The sequence below is a fragment of the Bacillus chungangensis genome (assembly GCF_030812995.1).
Classification (GTDB): Bacteria; Bacillota; Bacilli; order Bacillales; family Bacillaceae_C; genus Bacillus_CF; species Bacillus_CF chungangensis.
This window is the reverse complement of record NZ_JAUSTT010000004.1, coordinates 141,020-155,944: the sequence shown is the minus strand read 5'-3', so window position 1 is coordinate 155,944 and position 14,925 is coordinate 141,020. Positions and strand designations below refer to the sequence as shown.

At 38.9% G+C, this 14,925-nt stretch carries 17 protein-coding genes and 2 riboswitches; of the genes, 13 read left to right on the top strand and 4 right to left on the bottom strand.

What is annotated here, in order from left to right; all coding sequences use genetic code 11:
- Positions 1-12 precede the first annotated feature (12 nt).
- The 8 genes from comGC (at position 13) to J2S08_RS04950 (ending at position 3,367) form a co-directional block, all read left to right on the top strand.
- A complete protein-coding gene (gene comGC / locus J2S08_RS04985; RefSeq protein WP_370875630.1) occupies positions 13-330 on the top strand; it encodes a competence type IV pilus major pilin ComGC in 318 nt (105 codons plus the stop codon).
- Entirely contained in the window at positions 327-770 is a 444-nt protein-coding gene (comGD, locus tag J2S08_RS04980) for a competence type IV pilus minor pilin ComGD (protein ID WP_307227232.1), read from the top strand. Before comGC ends, comGD begins: the two co-directional genes overlap by 4 nt.
- Complete coding sequence (locus J2S08_RS04975; protein ID WP_307227230.1) at positions 757-1,071, top strand: hypothetical protein; 315 nt, start codon at positions 757-759, stop codon at positions 1,069-1,071. Before comGD ends, J2S08_RS04975 begins: the two co-directional genes overlap by 14 nt.
- The gene (comGF, locus tag J2S08_RS04970; RefSeq protein WP_307227348.1) at positions 1,037-1,597 is read left to right on the top strand and encodes a competence type IV pilus minor pilin ComGF; all 561 of its coding nucleotides are present in this window, start codon (positions 1,037-1,039) and stop codon (positions 1,595-1,597) included. The genes J2S08_RS04975 and comGF overlap by 35 nt, the downstream gene beginning before the upstream one ends.
- Positions 1,590-1,961, top strand: a complete 372-nt coding sequence (comGG, locus tag J2S08_RS04965; protein WP_307227228.1) for a competence type IV pilus minor pilin ComGG — start codon at positions 1,590-1,592, stop codon at positions 1,959-1,961. The genes comGF and comGG overlap by 8 nt, the downstream gene beginning before the upstream one ends.
- Before the next feature lie 15 nt (positions 1,962-1,976).
- The gene (locus J2S08_RS04960; RefSeq protein ID WP_307227226.1) at positions 1,977-2,483 is read left to right on the top strand and encodes a shikimate kinase; all 507 of its coding nucleotides are present in this window, start codon (positions 1,977-1,979) and stop codon (positions 2,481-2,483) included.
- 89 nt (positions 2,484-2,572) lie between these two features.
- Positions 2,573-2,752, top strand: coding sequence for a YqzE family protein (locus J2S08_RS04955; protein ID WP_307227225.1), 180 nt, complete (start codon positions 2,573-2,575; stop codon positions 2,750-2,752).
- 90 nt (positions 2,753-2,842) lie between these two features.
- Entirely contained in the window at positions 2,843-3,367 is a 525-nt protein-coding gene (locus J2S08_RS04950) for an NUDIX hydrolase (RefSeq protein ID WP_307227223.1), read from the top strand.
- A 47-nt stretch (positions 3,368-3,414) separates the two neighbouring features.
- Here J2S08_RS04950 and J2S08_RS04945 read toward each other — a convergent pair whose 3' ends face one another.
- Both J2S08_RS04945 and J2S08_RS04940 read right to left on the bottom strand, forming a co-directional pair.
- Complete coding sequence (locus J2S08_RS04945; protein ID WP_307227221.1) at positions 3,415-4,218, bottom strand: YqhG family protein; 804 nt, start codon at positions 4,216-4,218, stop codon at positions 3,415-3,417.
- Positions 4,187-5,875: a DEAD/DEAH box helicase gene (locus J2S08_RS04940; protein ID WP_307227219.1), complete on the bottom strand. Its 1,689-nt coding sequence runs from the start codon at positions 5,873-5,875 to the stop codon at positions 4,187-4,189. Before J2S08_RS04940 ends, J2S08_RS04945 begins: the two co-directional genes overlap by 32 nt.
- A gap of 446 nt (positions 5,876-6,321) precedes the next feature.
- Positions 6,322-6,412, top strand: a riboswitch (glycine riboswitch).
- A 3-nt stretch (positions 6,413-6,415) separates the two neighbouring features.
- A riboswitch (glycine riboswitch) is annotated at positions 6,416-6,495 on the top strand.
- A gap of 97 nt (positions 6,496-6,592) precedes the next feature.
- On the opposite strand from J2S08_RS04940, the gene gcvT reads away from it, so the two are divergent.
- The 3 genes from gcvT to gcvPB are packed head-to-tail and all read left to right on the top strand — an operon-like array spanning position 6,593 to position 10,533.
- Complete coding sequence (gene gcvT / locus J2S08_RS04935; protein WP_307227217.1) at positions 6,593-7,696, top strand: glycine cleavage system aminomethyltransferase GcvT; 1,104 nt, start codon at positions 6,593-6,595, stop codon at positions 7,694-7,696.
- Between the two features lie 22 nt (positions 7,697-7,718).
- Entirely contained in the window at positions 7,719-9,068 is a 1,350-nt protein-coding gene (gcvPA, locus tag J2S08_RS04930; RefSeq protein ID WP_307227215.1) for an aminomethyl-transferring glycine dehydrogenase subunit GcvPA, read from the top strand.
- Positions 9,061-10,533 (top strand): aminomethyl-transferring glycine dehydrogenase subunit GcvPB, encoded by a 1,473-nt coding sequence (gene gcvPB, locus J2S08_RS04925; RefSeq protein ID WP_307227214.1) that lies wholly within the window; start codon positions 9,061-9,063, stop codon positions 10,531-10,533. Before gcvPA ends, gcvPB begins: the two co-directional genes overlap by 8 nt.
- Before the next feature lie 89 nt (positions 10,534-10,622).
- On the opposite strand, the gene J2S08_RS04920 is transcribed toward gcvPB, so the two are convergent.
- Positions 10,623-11,000, bottom strand: a complete 378-nt coding sequence (locus tag J2S08_RS04920) for a rhodanese-like domain-containing protein (protein ID WP_307227211.1) — start codon at positions 10,998-11,000, stop codon at positions 10,623-10,625.
- A 157-nt stretch (positions 11,001-11,157) separates the two neighbouring features.
- Between J2S08_RS04920 and J2S08_RS04915 the strand changes: the two genes are divergently transcribed.
- Positions 11,158-11,994, top strand: coding sequence for a lipoate--protein ligase family protein (locus J2S08_RS04915; RefSeq protein ID WP_307227209.1), 837 nt, complete (start codon positions 11,158-11,160; stop codon positions 11,992-11,994).
- Between the two features lie 191 nt (positions 11,995-12,185).
- Here J2S08_RS04915 and J2S08_RS04910 read toward each other — a convergent pair whose 3' ends face one another.
- Positions 12,186-13,562 carry an alanine/glycine:cation symporter family protein gene (locus J2S08_RS04910; protein WP_307227208.1) on the bottom strand — a complete coding sequence of 459 codons (1,377 nt, stop codon included), beginning with the start codon at positions 13,560-13,562 and terminating at the stop codon, positions 12,186-12,188.
- Positions 13,563-13,978: 416 nt separating this feature from the next.
- Here J2S08_RS04910 and J2S08_RS04905 point away from each other — a divergent pair, with 416 nt between their 5' ends.
- Positions 13,979-14,863 (top strand): patatin-like phospholipase family protein, encoded by an 885-nt coding sequence (locus tag J2S08_RS04905; RefSeq protein ID WP_307227206.1) that lies wholly within the window; start codon positions 13,979-13,981, stop codon positions 14,861-14,863.
- Positions 14,864-14,925 lie beyond the last annotated feature (62 nt).

Sequence of the window (14,925 nt, the reverse complement as noted above, 5' to 3'; positions counted from 1 at the left end):
GAGGGAAAAAAGATGAAAAATGAAAACGGCTTTACACTAATAGAGATGCTCGTCGTACTTTTGATTATTACGGTGTTGCTTTTTATTGCTATCCCGAATATTGTCAATCAAAGTAAATCAATTGGAAAAAAAGGCTGTGATGCTTTTGTTCATATGGTGCAGGGACAAGTTCAAGCTTATCAAATTGAAAAAAAGACTAGGGAAGTCCCTAGTTTAACAGAATTAGTTAGTGAAGGCTATTTAACGGAGGAGCAAAAAAGTTGCCCGAATGGTGAACAAATTATGATTGATCATGATGGAATGGTAAGTGCTGAAAGCAATGCATCATGACGAAAGATATTTTATCCAAAAATAACGGCTTTACTCTTTTAGAATTGCTTTTTGTTGTAGCCGTTACGGTAATGTTGCTTTCTTTTAGCGTAATTGGACTAAAGTCTATATGGGATTCGCTTGAGCGCCATCTCTTCTTTACCCAGCTGAAGTCAGATTTATTTTACGCTCAAAGCTATGCAATGAGCCATCAACAGGCAGTAAATGTAAAAATATTGCCTTTCTCAGATACGTATTGGATCAAACCATTGGGTCAAGAAATAATAATTGAGCGACAAATTCCATCATCTGTAACAGTTGGAAATTCATCACTTCATTCCATTTATTTTCGAGCTGATGGTAACATCACAAAATTTGGAACGATGACTTTTCATACACCTCGTGGTACGACGAAAATTATTTTTTACATTGGAAGAGGGAGATTTCGTGTTCAAGAATGAAAATGGTTTTTCTGTTATCGAAGCGCTGCTGTCTTTTAGTTTTATCATGTTGATGACTACCTTTATCTTCCCGCTGCTTTTTAAAATGATGATAAAATTAGAAGCTGAAAAAAAATCTATGACTGCGTCTCGCCTTCTTTATGAGCAAGTAGAAGCTTTTTTAGCAACAGGTGTCCCATTTGAATTAGAGAAGGAGGTTGAAAACACACACTACCAGTTAAAGATCGACAGCTATACAGGGATAGAATGGAGGGCGTGTGTTGTTTATGATAAGAAGCAAAAGTGCATGTCAGGACAGTAGTGAACAGGCTGGCTTTACAATGCTGGAAACCATTTTTACAATGCTGATTGTCGGCTTGATCATGTTGTTTTTCCCCCTTATCCTCAAAGCATATACTTCAATAGAACGGGCACTAGAAACAGACACAGATTACGAATGGCATATTTTTATTATTCAGCTGCAGAAGGAAACGAAACGAGCATCATACTGGTTTGTACAAACAAACCAACTGGATATAGAAGTGGATGGCCGTCTTGTTTCTTATGAAGGCTATGGAGAAGTGCTGCGTCGCAGAGTTGCAGATGCTGGTCATGAAATCGTTTTGCAGAATGTTTCTTCTCATTCTTTTACACTTGATGGCCATATGCTACACTTATTTGTAACTTTTACGAACGGTATCCAAAAGGATGCATCATTTGCTTTATCACCTCCGCAAACAGTAGAGAAGAAGGAAATAATAGAAGAGAAACAAGAACAGGAGAATAAAAAAGAGCAAGTGCAAGGAGAGAATGGAGAAAAGAAAGGGGGATCGGATACGTATGAATGAACGCGGAGGCATTTTTCCCTTTACTCTTTTCTTCTCGTTTATCATACTGCTTATTGTTGCAGCAGCAATAGAAATATATATAAACGATCTCTTATTTATTGGGGAAATCGAAGCTTATTATCAGTTGGAAACGATGGCTGCTCACGCTATCAAAAAAATACAGCTAGAAGAGGAGAGAGAGGGTGATCAGGTTACATTTAAAAAAGGAACGTTTTATTTTGAAGAGGGCTATGTTTTATTTGAGATGGAGCCAACTAACAAAGAAGCATACACAGTCACACTATTAATAGAAAATCAACTGGATCATACAATGACGAAACAATTACATTATAATAAAAGAGAACGTCGAATGCTGGAACGTTGAGAGGAGACAGAAATATTGTTGCAAGTATTTTTAATTGGTTTTATGGGGGCTGGCAAGACAACTGTTGGAGAAACTCTGGCAGATGCATGGAATTGTCCCGTTTATGATACAGATGCATGTATTGTAGAAGCAGAACAAAAGACTATTCCAGAAATTTTTGCAGAAAATGGGGAAGCTTATTTTCGCAGTTTAGAAAAAAATATGCTGAAAAAGCTTGTTCAGCAGCGGGGAGTGATTACAACAGGAGGAGGAATCATTTTATTAGAGGAAAATCGCCAGCTATTAAAAAAGAGTGGACGAACTTTCTTTTTAAAATGCGAGCCAAAGGTTTTTTTAGATCGATTAAAGGACGATTGTACAAGACCTATCATTAAAGAAAAAACACCAGAAGATATTATCGATATTTACAAAAAACGTCTGCCTTTCTATGAACAAAGTGCGAATATCATCATCGATACTACTTCACTAACGATACAAGAAACTGTACAGACAATAGAGGATATTACAAAGAGAACTTGTTGATGTTCGTATTTCTTCACTTTCAATGTTTAAATGAATAAATAGCGCTGCTTTCGGAAATGCTTTGAAAAAATAATGGTGGTGAAGTTTACATGTCTACAAATGATTATGTGAAGTTTATTACGGAAACCTTTATCAAGCATTTTGAGGTTTCAAAAAAAGATCGAAAGCAGCAGCGAATTCAGCGGAAAGAAGAACGAGCGCCATTTTTACTACGCTGGTTTGGCTTTCTTCCCCATTCACTTACGATGCTGTTTAAAAAAAGAAGCTAACTGTTCGCCAATTTCATTCGGTAGATAGAACACGTATCTTCAGGGGGAAAATTTGTAGCGTGGTTTTCTGCTAGAAAGGGGAAAGGGAGAATGAAGATAAAACAGATATTTGCAAACGACTATATAAACGTCGATTTAAAAGGGAACGATCGTCTCACTTTTGTCAGGAGAAGCCCGGCATCTATTGTTATATTAGTCCAACATCATGATCAATTTATTTTTATTAGACAGTATCGCCAACCGCTTGAGCAATACATTATTCAATTGCCAGGCGGGAAAGTGGAAGATGATGAAGAATTTGAAACCGCTGCACGTAGAGAGCTGTTGGAAGAAACAGGCATACGGTGCGGGAAGTTGGAGTATTATGGAAAGATTCATCCCTCTCCTTGGGTAACAAATGAAGAAACCCATGTTTTTTTTACAGAAGAAATTATTGATATTTCTGTTCCCATGTTAGAAGAATATGAAAAGATCGAAACAATATCTATTTCCATTAAGAAATGCTATGAACTTGTCAGAATAGGGGAACTGACAACAGACGCTGAGCTTCATTTTGCATTATTTCAATATGCACTAAGAAATCCAAGTATCCTTTCTCAAAATCATTTTCATTAAATCATAAAGAGGGAATGGTGATATAATTTCCACCATTCCCTCTTTCGTTATCCACTTTCTTTCATAGGGCTGCCGAGATAGAATAAGCCGCCATTTATTATTTCCAACTTAATGACAGGTTCGTATTGGTCGCGGAGTGCTGCTTTTTCACTTTCATATGCTTCAGGTTTTTCAACTGCATCTTCATAAAATTGCTCCAGCAGCTGAAGATCTTTCTCCCATCTTTTACGAGCATCTACAGCCCACTGGTGGTCTGTTTCTAGCAGACTGCTTGTGAGGGAATCCTCGATTCGCTTTAGCGCATTTTCAGGTTTGATAATTGGTGCGATCGTATAACATAGATCAGGGATGGTTGGCGTTAAAGATTTACTTAATAGCCAGTCATGGAAGTTTTCTATTAGACTGCCATTTGTTAAGCTATAACCCAACGATCGGAATATGTCTTTGTTGCGATCGCATTGATAAGAAATTCTCATATTTAAACAAATCCATGGGTACAAGGGTGTTTGTAATGTTTTAGGATTGATCAAATTTTCATATAATCTCATAAATCTAGACAGTTTTTTTGTTGTTTGAAAAATTTGATGAAGCCTTGGGGAGCCGAAATGGATGTACTCACCTTTCACATGATCGGGTGTTTTTTCACTGTCAGTGATCAAAGTAATTTTCATTGGATTTGGCGTCCCACCCATTTTCTCTAAGTAATGCCAGTAAAAAGGCCGATTCATTAACATCTTATCCAAAGCAGGCGTCAGTTGGATCACTAAGTAGCTTGGTGTATTTTCTAAAATATCACAATGATTTACTGTGAAATAATGCTCAAGAAATTGATGGATATGCTCCTGCTGCATGTTTTCCTCCTCCTTTTTGAACATCTTCAGCAAACTGAATCATTGCTGATAAATTCTCCATTTTGATTTTCATTTCACCTTCGGATTGAGAACGATGGAAAATATCATCGAAATGGTCTTCAAGTTTACCAAAATCCAACTGCGTTAAAATCGCATCAAGTTCTCCAACGACTCGTTCAAATAATTGAATTTTTTGGTGCAGCAGCTTTAAGATATGCTCTTCAATGGTATGCTGAATAGCAAAATTATAAATATGAACATCTTGTTCTTGCCCAAGTCGATGAATCCGGCCGATTCTTTGTTCCAGCCTCATTGGATTCCACGGCAGGTCAAAGTTAATCATATGATGGCAAAACTGAAGATTAATTCCTTCTCCACCTGCCTCAGTAGCGATAAGTACTTGCGCTTTCTGCTGAAATAGCTGGCGCATCCAATCTTTTTTTCCTCGTTTAAAGCCGCCTCGAAACGGAATAGCATAAATACCATGCTGCCGCAAAAACCATTGTAAATAAAGTTGTGTTGCACGGTATTCTGTAAAAATAATTACTTTATCATCTATTTCCTTAATTAATTCCAATGCCTTTTCGGCTTTGGAATTAACAGTGACAGCCTCTATATTTTTAACAATGGCTTTAATTTTTTCCTTCATACATGAATGAGCATTCTCATTTTCATACATTTTTTGTAGCGTGTAGAAAAGAGCCTCTTTACTGCTGCAAGCTTCACGCTGAAGGGTAATCATAGAAATAGCTGCTTGCTGCTCAAGATTTTTTAAGCTATTCAAGCTATCGTAAAGTGTTTGTTCTGCTTTAGTAAAAGAGATGGCAACCGTTTCAACTCGGCGTTTTTTCCATTCCATACCTGTTTCAGATCTACGGTTACGGATCATTACCTTATTAACTAATTGCCGCAAATGCTCGCTTTCTTGAAGGGAAGCTTTTTGTTTTTTATACTTTTCCAAAAAGGAAGACTGCGTTCCTAAATGACCTGGTTTTAATAAGGAGACTAGATAAAAGATTTCGTCGATCCGATTTTGAATCGGAGTTGCTGTTAACAATAAGCAAAACTTTTTTTTAATTTGCTGGACAAAAGCATAGTTTTTCGTTTGATGATTTTTTAGTTTGTGTGCCTCATCTACGATCACCATATCATATTGCTGTTCATAGATTTCCTCGCAATGCGGACTTCTTTTAGCTAAATCTAATGACGTGACAACACAGTCATACTGTTCCCAGCGATAACTTTTTTTATAGGGAGCTGCTGGTATATGAAATTTTGTATTCAATTCGTGCGTCCATTGGGAGACAAGAGACGCAGGGACAAGAATAAGGATTTTTTTTACTAGCCCACGAATCATATATTCTTTCATAATTAACCCTGCTTCAATTGTTTTCCCAAGTCCAACCTCATCAGCCAAAATGGCTTTACCGTTCATTTTTTCAATCACTTGTTTGGCTACTTCTAATTGATGAGGAAGAGGAGCAAGATTTGGCAAATAAGCAGGCGCTTGCAGCCCTTCGAAATCTGGGACTATTAAATGCTTCTCAGCCTCAATAGCTAATTGGTAAATATCCCAATGTCCCCATGGTCCATCCTGTTCCAACCTTTTGAAAAAATTATCTTTCCATTCATGATCAAAATCAATTTTCACGGTCATCTTATCACCCTCGCTTTCATGAAAAGTTGCTGGTTTTGTTACTATTTTCTCTCTATTAAGCGATTTCTTTACTTTGAAAATAGTGCTTACATTAAATGATTGCTGAAAAGTGTAATAAATGGTAGGATGTAGGTAGCTTTGAAAAAGAATAATGTAAAAAGGCTAGCGGTTCAAAAAGCTTGTACTTGTCAGTGTGTCTTCAAAAGCAGGACAAAAACTGTATACAAGGATTGGAGCGGATGTTGATTTAAAACAGAAGAAAGCATTGTGCACTTAGCCATTATTTTTCAATTTTTGAGATAGCATTTTTTCCTATCTATCCATTCTTGTCATGTTTGTTGCAGCTTTTCTAATCAAGTCCTTGTTTGAATGATAAGCAAGCATATTTGTTTTCTACATCTCATGTTACTTCTATTATGACCAAATTTTTAATTTAATATAGGCGAATGACAGCAAGAGGAGAGACCGCTATGGCGGCGCCGAAGGAGCAAGCAATCAAATTGTGAATCTCTCAGGCAAAAAGACTCTTGTTGGACGCAACTCTGGAGAGCGCTTCGTCTATTGCAGAAGCCACCAAAGAGGAAAACCATTGTGGTAAACTTTCAGGTGCCAGGACAGAGAATACTTATCTTTTCGGTAGGTTTTTCTGTCTTTTTTTTATGTAATGGAATAGATGTAGTAAAATGAATATTACCATATCACTAAGGAGGGAACTCAATGTCAGATTTAAAACGCACACCATTATTTAATGTGTATAAAAAATATGGAGCGAAAACGATTGATTTTGGAGGCTGGGATCTGCCTGTTCAATTTTCAAGTATAAAAGCAGAGCATGAAGCAGTGCGAACAAAGGCAGGTCTCTTTGACGTCTCTCATATGGGAGAAATCATTATAAACGGAGCGGACAGTCTAGCATTTTTACAAAAAATGATGACAAATGACGTTGCAAAGGTGAAAGATGGCAGAGCTCAATACACTGCTATGTGCAATGAGCAGGGTGGCGTAATTGATGATTTGCTTATTTACAAATTTACAGATGATAACTATTTACTTGTTGTAAATGCTGCAAATACAGAAAAAGATTTTGAGTGGTTAAAGCAGCATGCAGAAGGAGATGTACAAATTAAAGATGTTTCTGATTCCTATGCACAGCTTGCCATTCAAGGGCCGCTTGCAGAAAAAATTCTTCAAAAGCTGACACCAGATAAAGATTTACAGGAGATAAGGTTTTTTGCTTTTGATCCCCACGTACAAATCAATGGTCATGAAGCACTCGTTTCAAGAACAGGCTATACTGGAGAAGATGGCTTTGAAATTTATTGCCAGACGGAAGCAGCGGAGCCATTATGGGAAGCAATCATGGAAGCCGGAAAAGAGGAGGGGCTGCTGCCTTGTGGGTTAGGTGCTCGCGATACATTAAGGTTTGAAGCGAACCTTGTTCTATATGGCCAAGAGCTTTCCTCAAAAATTACCCCTTTAGAGGCGGGAATTGGTTTTGCAGTGAAAGTGGATAAAGAAGCAGATTTTATTGGAAAATCAGTATTAAAGGCACAGAAAGAGCATGGTATACCAAGGAAGCTCGTTGGTGTGGAAATGATCGATCGCGGTATTCCACGTCATGGCTACCAAGTGTATACTAACAATGAGTTAGTCGGTGAAATCACTTCTGGCACGCAATCGCCAACGTTGAAAAAGAATATTGGCCTTGCACTAATAAAAAGTGAAGCAAGTAAAACCGGAAACGAGCTGGAAGTTGAGATTCGTGGAAAACGTTTAAAAGCAATAATTGTACCGACACCATTTTATCAAAAATCAAAATAAGTAGCGTGGGAGTGAGACATTGATGGCCAAACACCGTTTTTTGCCAATGACGGAGCAAGATGAAAAAGAAATGCTTGAAGCCATTGGTATTTCTTCTATTGATGAACTATTTGAGGATATTCCCGAGCAAGTTAGATTTAAAGGGGAATACAACATAAAACAAGCCAAGCCTGAGCATGAGCTTGTAAAAGAACTGTCAAGCATGGCTGAAAAGAATGTGAATTTAAAGACGCATCCATCGTTTTTAGGAGCAGGAGTGTATGATCATTATATCCCAGTAATTGTTGATCATGTTATTTCAAGATCCGAATTCTACACTGCTTATACACCATATCAACCTGAGATTTCTCAAGGAGAGCTGCAAGCAATCTTTGAATTTCAAACGATGATTTGTGAACTGACTGGAATGGATGTAGCTAATTCTTCTATGTATGATGGCGGCACAGCATTAGCAGAAGCAGCGATGCTCAGCTGCGGCCAAACTCGGCGGAAAAAAGTGCTAGTTTCCTCGGCGATTCATCCTGAATCTCGCGATGTTTTGAGAACCTATGCTAAAGGGCAATATATTGAAGTAGTAGAAATACCAACGAAAAATGGATTAACCGACTTGGAAGCATTACAGCAAGCCATCAATGACGACGTTGCAGCAGTTATAGTTCAATATCCTAACTTTTTTGGACAAATTGAACCATTAAAAGAAATCGAACCAATCGTTCACAAATACAAAAGTTTGTTCGTAGTGTCTAGTAATCCACTTGCACTCGGTTTGTTAACACCGCCGGGACATTTTTCTGCAGATATTGTTGTCGGCGACGCACAGCCATTCGGCATACCAACTTCTTTCGGCGGTCCACATTGTGGTTTTTTTGCTGTTACAAAAAAATTGATGCGCAAAGTGCCTGGCCGTCTCGTTGGCCAAACAACAGATGAAGACGGAAAAAGAGGTTTTGTCTTGACCCTCCAAGCAAGGGAACAACATATTCGCAGGGATAAAGCAACTTCTAATATTTGTTCAAACCAAGCGTTGAACGCGTTGGCAGCATCTGTTGCAATGACCGCTCTCGGCAAAAAAGGGATCAAGGAAATGGCGATGCAAAATATTCAAAAGGCCCAATATGCGAAAAAAGCGATGCAAGCAAATGGACTAGAAATCGTGTTTAACGGCAGCCACTTTAACGAGTTTGTTGTCAAATTACGGGAACCTGTTAAAACAGTAAATGAGAGACTCCTACAAAAAGGGATCATCGGCGGCTATGATTTGGGTCGTGATTATCCAGATTTGGCCAACCACATGCTTGTTGCAGTAACAGAGCTGCGGACAAAAGCAGAAATAGATGATTTCGTGAAGGAATTGGGGGATAGCCATGAATAAACAGGATTTAAAATTGATATTTGAAATTTCCAAGCCTGGACGTGTTGGTTATAGCTTGCCTGCGTTAGACGTACCGGAAACGGATATCGCAGAAGTACTTCCGAGTGATTATATTCGTGAAGCTGAGCCAGCATTGCCAGAGGTTTCGGAATTGGATATTATGCGTCATTATACTGCATTGTCGAAGCATAACCATGGAGTGGACTCTGGTTTTTATCCACTTGGTTCTTGTACGATGAAATATAATCCTAAAATAAATGAGACTGTTGCAAGATTTCCAGGTTTTGCTCACGTTCATCCTTTACAACCAGAAAGCACCGTTCAGGGAGCATTAGAGCTCATGTATGATTTACAAGAACATTTAAAAGAAATTACAGGAATGGACGAGGTCACGCTGCAGCCAGCGGCTGGAGCACATGGAGAATGGACAGGTCTTATGCTCATTCGTGCATATCACGAAGCTAATGGCGACTACAAAAGAACAAAGGTCATTGTACCAGATTCAGCCCATGGAACAAACCCAGCCTCTGCAACCGTAGCAGGTCTTGAAACAGTCACTGTAAAATCTGGCGAAAATGGACTTGTTGATTTGGAGCACTTCAAAACGCTTGTCGGAGAAGATACAGCTGCTTTAATGTTGACGAATCCGAATACACTAGGTCTATTTGAAGAAGATATTATCGAAATGACAAAACTCATCCATGATGCAGGTGGAAAAGTATACTATGATGGAGCTAATCTAAATGCTGTCATGTCAAAAGCTCGTCCTGGCGACATGGGCTTTGATGTTGTTCACCTTAACCTTCATAAAACATTTACAGGGCCTCATGGCGGCGGCGGACCTGGATCTGGACCAGTTGGTGTGAAAGCTGATCTAGCTCCGTTCTTGCCGAAGCCAGTCTTAACGAAAACAACTGATGGCTATGTATTTGATTATAATCGTCCTCAATCAATCGGACGCGTAAAACCTTATTATGGTAATTTTGGGATTAATGTTCGGGCTTATACGTACATTCGCACAATGGGTCCTGATGGGCTAAAAGCTGCGACAGAATATGCGGTATTAAATGCCAACTATATGATGAGAAAGCTTGCTCCATATTTTGATTTGCCATATAATCGCCATTGTAAGCATGAATTTGTTTTAAGCGGCAAGCGCCAGAAAAAAATGGGCGTTCGGACGCTGGATATGGCAAAACGTTTGCTCGATTTTGGCTATCATCCGCCTACCATTTATTTCCCATTAAATGTGGAAGAGTGTATGATGTTTGAACCGACGGAGACAGAATCGAAAGAAACGCTCGATTCTTTTATTGAAACGATGATTGCGATTGCTAAAGAAGCAGAAGAAAACCCTGAGGTAGTTCAAGAGGCGCCGCACACAACGATTGTGAAGCGTCTAGATGAAACGAAAGCAGCACGTAAGCCAGTTCTTCGCTATAAAAAAGAGACGGAGACCGTTTAGTGAGAGAGAAAAGACAAGAGATGGGGATACCGTCTCTTGTCTTTTCATGTTCATTTCTATCCGATTTTTCTTATTTTGATTAGCAGTCCTTATTTTTTCTTTTTAATTCTACCTGTCCATTTTTTAAAGCCATTTTTAAGCAAATATAAGTCTCTATATCCATTGCGATATAGAAGCTGGGCAGCACGGCCGCTTCTCATACTTCCCTGGCAATACAGATAGACGGGTTTGTCCTTGCGAATCTCTTTTAGTCTTATTTTCATCTGAGATAAAGGAATATTCCGAGCACCTAAAATATGTCCGCTTTCAAATTCATTCGGCTCTCGAACATCAATAAGCTGAGCTTTTCGATATCCTTCGCGAAACTCTGTCTCATCCAGTGTTTTCACAATCTTTTTTTGCCGAAAAAAGTTAAAAAGGATGTAGATAATCAGTGCTGCTAATATTCCATAAAAAACGTATGACAATGATTTTTCCCCTTTCTACATGACACAGCGCTACTTTCTATTATATTCATCTAAACGCAGAGAATCAAAGATATTTGTTTTCCTTTCTTTGAATTTCTGGCTGATTTTGATAAACTGAATGAAGTTGAAAAGATTGATATAAATGGGGATGGGGAAAATGACAAAAGAAACATGGCGATTTATTGATTCCGGCGCTTGTTCGCCAGCATATAATATGGCCCTAGACGAAGCATTATTGGATTGGCATAGCGAAGGAAAAATTCCTCCCACCATTCGCTTTTATGGCTGGTCTCCTGCCACTTTGTCCATTGGCTATTTTCAAAAAGCTCAAAAAGAGATTGATGTTGATGCAGTACGCAAACATGGCTTAGGTTTTGTTCGCCGCCCGACAGGTGGAAGAGCCGTTTTACACGAACATGAATTAACATATAGTGTGATTGTGACGGAAGAACATCCACGGATGCCGAAAACAGTAACAGAAGCTTACCGTGTTATATCAGAAGGAATTTTAAAAGGTTTTCATGAGCTTGGACTACAAGCAAATTTTGCTGTTCCATCAACAGAGATGGAATTAGCACGTTTAAAAGCCCCTCGGTCATCGGTTTGTTTTGATTCACCTAGTTGGTATGAACTTGTTGTTGAAGGAAGGAAAATAGCTGGCAGTGCACAAACAAGGCAAAAAGGTGTTATTTTGCAGCACGGCGCTATTTTGTTGGATTTAGATGAGGAGAAATTATTTAGTTTATTTCGTTTTTCAAATCAACGTGTTAAAGAAAGAATGCAAAAGGCCTTTAAAAAGAAAGCCGTTGCCATTAATACATTAACGACTAAAAAAGTTGATTATGAAGAAGCAAAAATCGCCTTTAAAAAAGGGTTTGAGGAAGGCTTGAACATAAAACTGGAACCATCGGCGCTGACAAAAGAGGAACTAAATGATGTTCATCAGCTGGCGATAACGAGGTATGAAACAGATGATTGGAACTTTCGAAGATAAGAGCAGGAGGGTTCACATCCCTCGACTGAAGAGCTAAGGATTCGAAACGTCCTATCGGATTTGACATTCAAGTTATCCCCCACCTAACCCTTCTTTGATTCCTCTAACTCTTGAGGTTGGAGGAGCTTACTGCCAGTGGGGGGATAAAGTGAAAATCATGAGAGAAACGGTCTGCAGAGCCGTTTTCTTTTTTATTTTGAAATACTGCCACTAGTTGTTGTTTTGCGCAATTGATCTTCTTTCCGTTTTATCTCAAGAAAGTGGTGCGTTTCTGCAATCACGATTCCCGATAATCCGAGAAGTGCAATTAAGTTTGGAATGGCCATTAGTCCATTCATTAGATCAGCTAGTCCCCAGACGAATTTGCTGCTTTGGCTTAATGCTCCAAATAGGACAACAATAGTAAAGACTGCACGATAAAGAACAACCGTTATTTTGGAATCTTTAAATAAATAGGAGAAACATTTCTCCCCATAGTAAGACCATCCGAGTACAGTCGAGTAAGCAAATAAAATAAGTCCAATGGAAACAATCCATTCACCGTATGTCCCTAAGAAATGACCAAAAGAGGCAGAAGTCAATGCTGCTCCATCTAGGCCGCCAGTGTACATATTTGCCATGACGAGCGTAATGCCCGTAATCGCGCAAACGACAATCGTATCTAAAAACACACCTGTCATCGAAACAAATGCTTGGCGAGCAGGATAATCGGTTTTGGCAGCAGCTGCAGCAATCGGAGCTGACCCCATTCCTGCTTCATTAGAGAAGACGCCTCGTGCAACCCCATAACGTATAACAGTACCGATTGCTCCACCTGCGACAGCTTGTCCTGTAAAAGCATCAGAGAAGATTAAACCAATTGCGTCCGGAACAAGTTTAAAATTCAGAATAATAATGACAAGTCCACCAAGAACATAGAAGGCCGCCATAAATGGAACAATAATGGAGGTAATCCGACCAATACTTTTGATACCGCCTAAAACAACTAGACCAGTTAAAAAAGTTAAAATTAATCCAGTAATAAGAGGTGGTATACTAAATGTTGCTTTCATTGCTGATGCAAGCTCATTTGCTTGGACGATATTTCCAATGCCGAACGCTGCTAATGAACCAAATATGGCAAAAAGAACGCCAAGCCATTTTAGGCCTAATCCTCTTTCAATATAATACATCGGTCCACCGGACATTTCTCCCCGCTCATTCTTTACCCGAAATTTAACAGCAAGTAAACCTTCTGCATATTTTGTGATCATTCCGAATAATGCGGACATCCACATCCAGAGAACAGCCCCTGGTCCTCCAATCACGACCGCTGTTGCTACCCCGGCAATATTGCCAGTGCCAATCGTCGCTGAGAGTGCTGTCATCAGTGCTTGAAAGTGTGAAATATCACCTTCTGATTTTTTATCCTGCTGTTTGGGGCCAAAAGCCAATTTGAGAGCGTAGGGAAGCATCCTGAATTGTAAAAAAGCGAGGCGAAATGTTAAAAAGATACCAGTTCCCACTAATAAAATTAATAATGGAGGGCCCCATACAATTCCATTTAAAAAATCGATTATTTTCATCATTTTCTCCCCTTTTTCTACTCACTTTATATTAACTATACTTACAATCTTCTGAAAAACATTACTTTTTGTCAATAGATTTTTTGCAAAAATAGAAATTTTATGGAATTAGAAGGTTTATTTTTCATAAAAATTACATGAAGCTGCCAATTAACTACTTGTCGATCTTTGTTAAAAAATGTCCGTTTATTCCTATTAGCGGCGTTCTATTTATCCCACATCTAACTGGCAGTAAGACCCCAACTCAAGAGTAAGAGGAATCAGAAGCGCTAGGTTGATGATAACTGCCAGTAAATGTCCGATTGGTTCAACTAACCATCAGTGAGGGATAAGAGAAAATTCCCACTGATGGAAGTTTCACTTTATCATGCAAACGTCTTAAAGTATAACAAGGTCTTTTTAAAGGAGGTTTGACGAAGATGAAAATAGATGGTGTTTTTTCCGGAGGAGGGGTGAAAGGGTTTGCACTTATTGGTGCATATCAAGTCATGGAAGAAAAGGGCTTTTCTTTCCAGCGGGTTGCTGGTACAAGTGCAGGTGCAATTATTGCTGGTTTTTCTGCAGCAGGCTTTACTGGAAGTGAAATGCAAAAAATGATGGAAGAAACAAATTTGAGGGATTTTATGGATACTAGAAAAACATTGCTTCCACTGCCATTGGCAAAATGGCTATTGCTCTATTGGCGTCTTGGAATATATCGTGGATTGCAGCTGGAGGAATGGCTGGAGAAAAAATTAGCAAGCAAAGGCATATTTACATTTTTAGACTTGCCGGAAAAGTCTCTACAAGTTGTTGCATCTGATTTAACCAATGGGAGAATGCTGGTGCTGCCTGATGATTTAGAACGATACGGGATTCCGAAAGAGACTTTTCCAGTTGCAAGGGCGATCAGAATGAGCTGCGGAATTCCTTATTTTTTTGAACCTGTTAAATTACGTTCTGTAGATGGAGTTAGCGTAATAGTAGATGGCGGTGTTTTAAGCAATTTTCCAATGTGGCTTTTTGATCAAGGCAAAACAAAATTGCAGCGGCCAGTAGTTGGTGTGAAATTAAGCCATTATTTTGGCGAACGGCCTAAAACAAAGATTCAAAATGGCATCCAACTATTTGAAGCATTATTTAGTACGATGAGAGATGCGCACGATTCTCGTTATATTTCACGCAAGCAAGAAAAAAATATCATTTTTATTCCAACAACTGGCTTTGAGTCAATAGAATTTGATTTGACGGAAAAGAAAAAAGAAGAGCTTATCGCCCTAGGACGGAAAAAAACTTTAGAATTTTTACAAACATGGACATTTTAGTATGTATAAAAAAGTCTTGCCACTCTGATCTTTCATTGGTACACGAGGGTGATCAGAGTGGT

What these genes read in the sequence shown, in the direction of transcription:
- comGC (WP_370875630.1), top strand. Translation starts at nt 13, where the DNA reads ATGAAAAATGAAAACGGCTTTACACTAATAGAGATGCTCGTCGTACTT.
- comGD (WP_307227232.1), top strand. Translation starts at nt 327, where the DNA reads ATGACGAAAGATATTTTATCCAAAAATAACGGCTTTACTCTTTTAGAA.
- comGF (WP_307227348.1), top strand. Translation starts at nt 1,037, where the DNA reads ATGATAAGAAGCAAAAGTGCATGTCAGGACAGTAGTGAACAGGCTGGC.
- comGG (WP_307227228.1), top strand. Translation starts at nt 1,590, where the DNA reads ATGAATGAACGCGGAGGCATTTTTCCCTTTACTCTTTTCTTCTCGTTT.
- J2S08_RS04955 (WP_307227225.1), top strand. Translation starts at nt 2,573, where the DNA reads ATGTCTACAAATGATTATGTGAAGTTTATTACGGAAACCTTTATCAAG.
- J2S08_RS04950 (WP_307227223.1), top strand. Translation starts at nt 2,843, where the DNA reads ATGAAGATAAAACAGATATTTGCAAACGACTATATAAACGTCGATTTA.
- J2S08_RS04945 (WP_307227221.1), bottom strand. Translation starts at nt 4,218, where the DNA reads ATGCAGCAGGAGCATATCCATCAATTTCTTGAGCATTATTTCACAGTA.
- J2S08_RS04940 (WP_307227219.1), bottom strand. Translation starts at nt 5,875, where the DNA reads ATGACCGTGAAAATTGATTTTGATCATGAATGGAAAGATAATTTTTTC.
- gcvT (WP_307227217.1), top strand. Translation starts at nt 6,593, where the DNA reads ATGTCAGATTTAAAACGCACACCATTATTTAATGTGTATAAAAAATAT.
- gcvPA (WP_307227215.1), top strand. Translation starts at nt 7,719, where the DNA reads ATGGCCAAACACCGTTTTTTGCCAATGACGGAGCAAGATGAAAAAGAA.
- gcvPB (WP_307227214.1), top strand. Translation starts at nt 9,061, where the DNA reads ATGAATAAACAGGATTTAAAATTGATATTTGAAATTTCCAAGCCTGGA.
- J2S08_RS04915 (WP_307227209.1), top strand. Translation starts at nt 11,158, where the DNA reads ATGACAAAAGAAACATGGCGATTTATTGATTCCGGCGCTTGTTCGCCA.
- J2S08_RS04910 (WP_307227208.1), bottom strand. Translation starts at nt 13,562, where the DNA reads ATGATGAAAATAATCGATTTTTTAAATGGAATTGTATGGGGCCCTCCA.
- J2S08_RS04905 (WP_307227206.1), top strand. Translation starts at nt 13,979, where the DNA reads ATGAAAATAGATGGTGTTTTTTCCGGAGGAGGGGTGAAAGGGTTTGCA.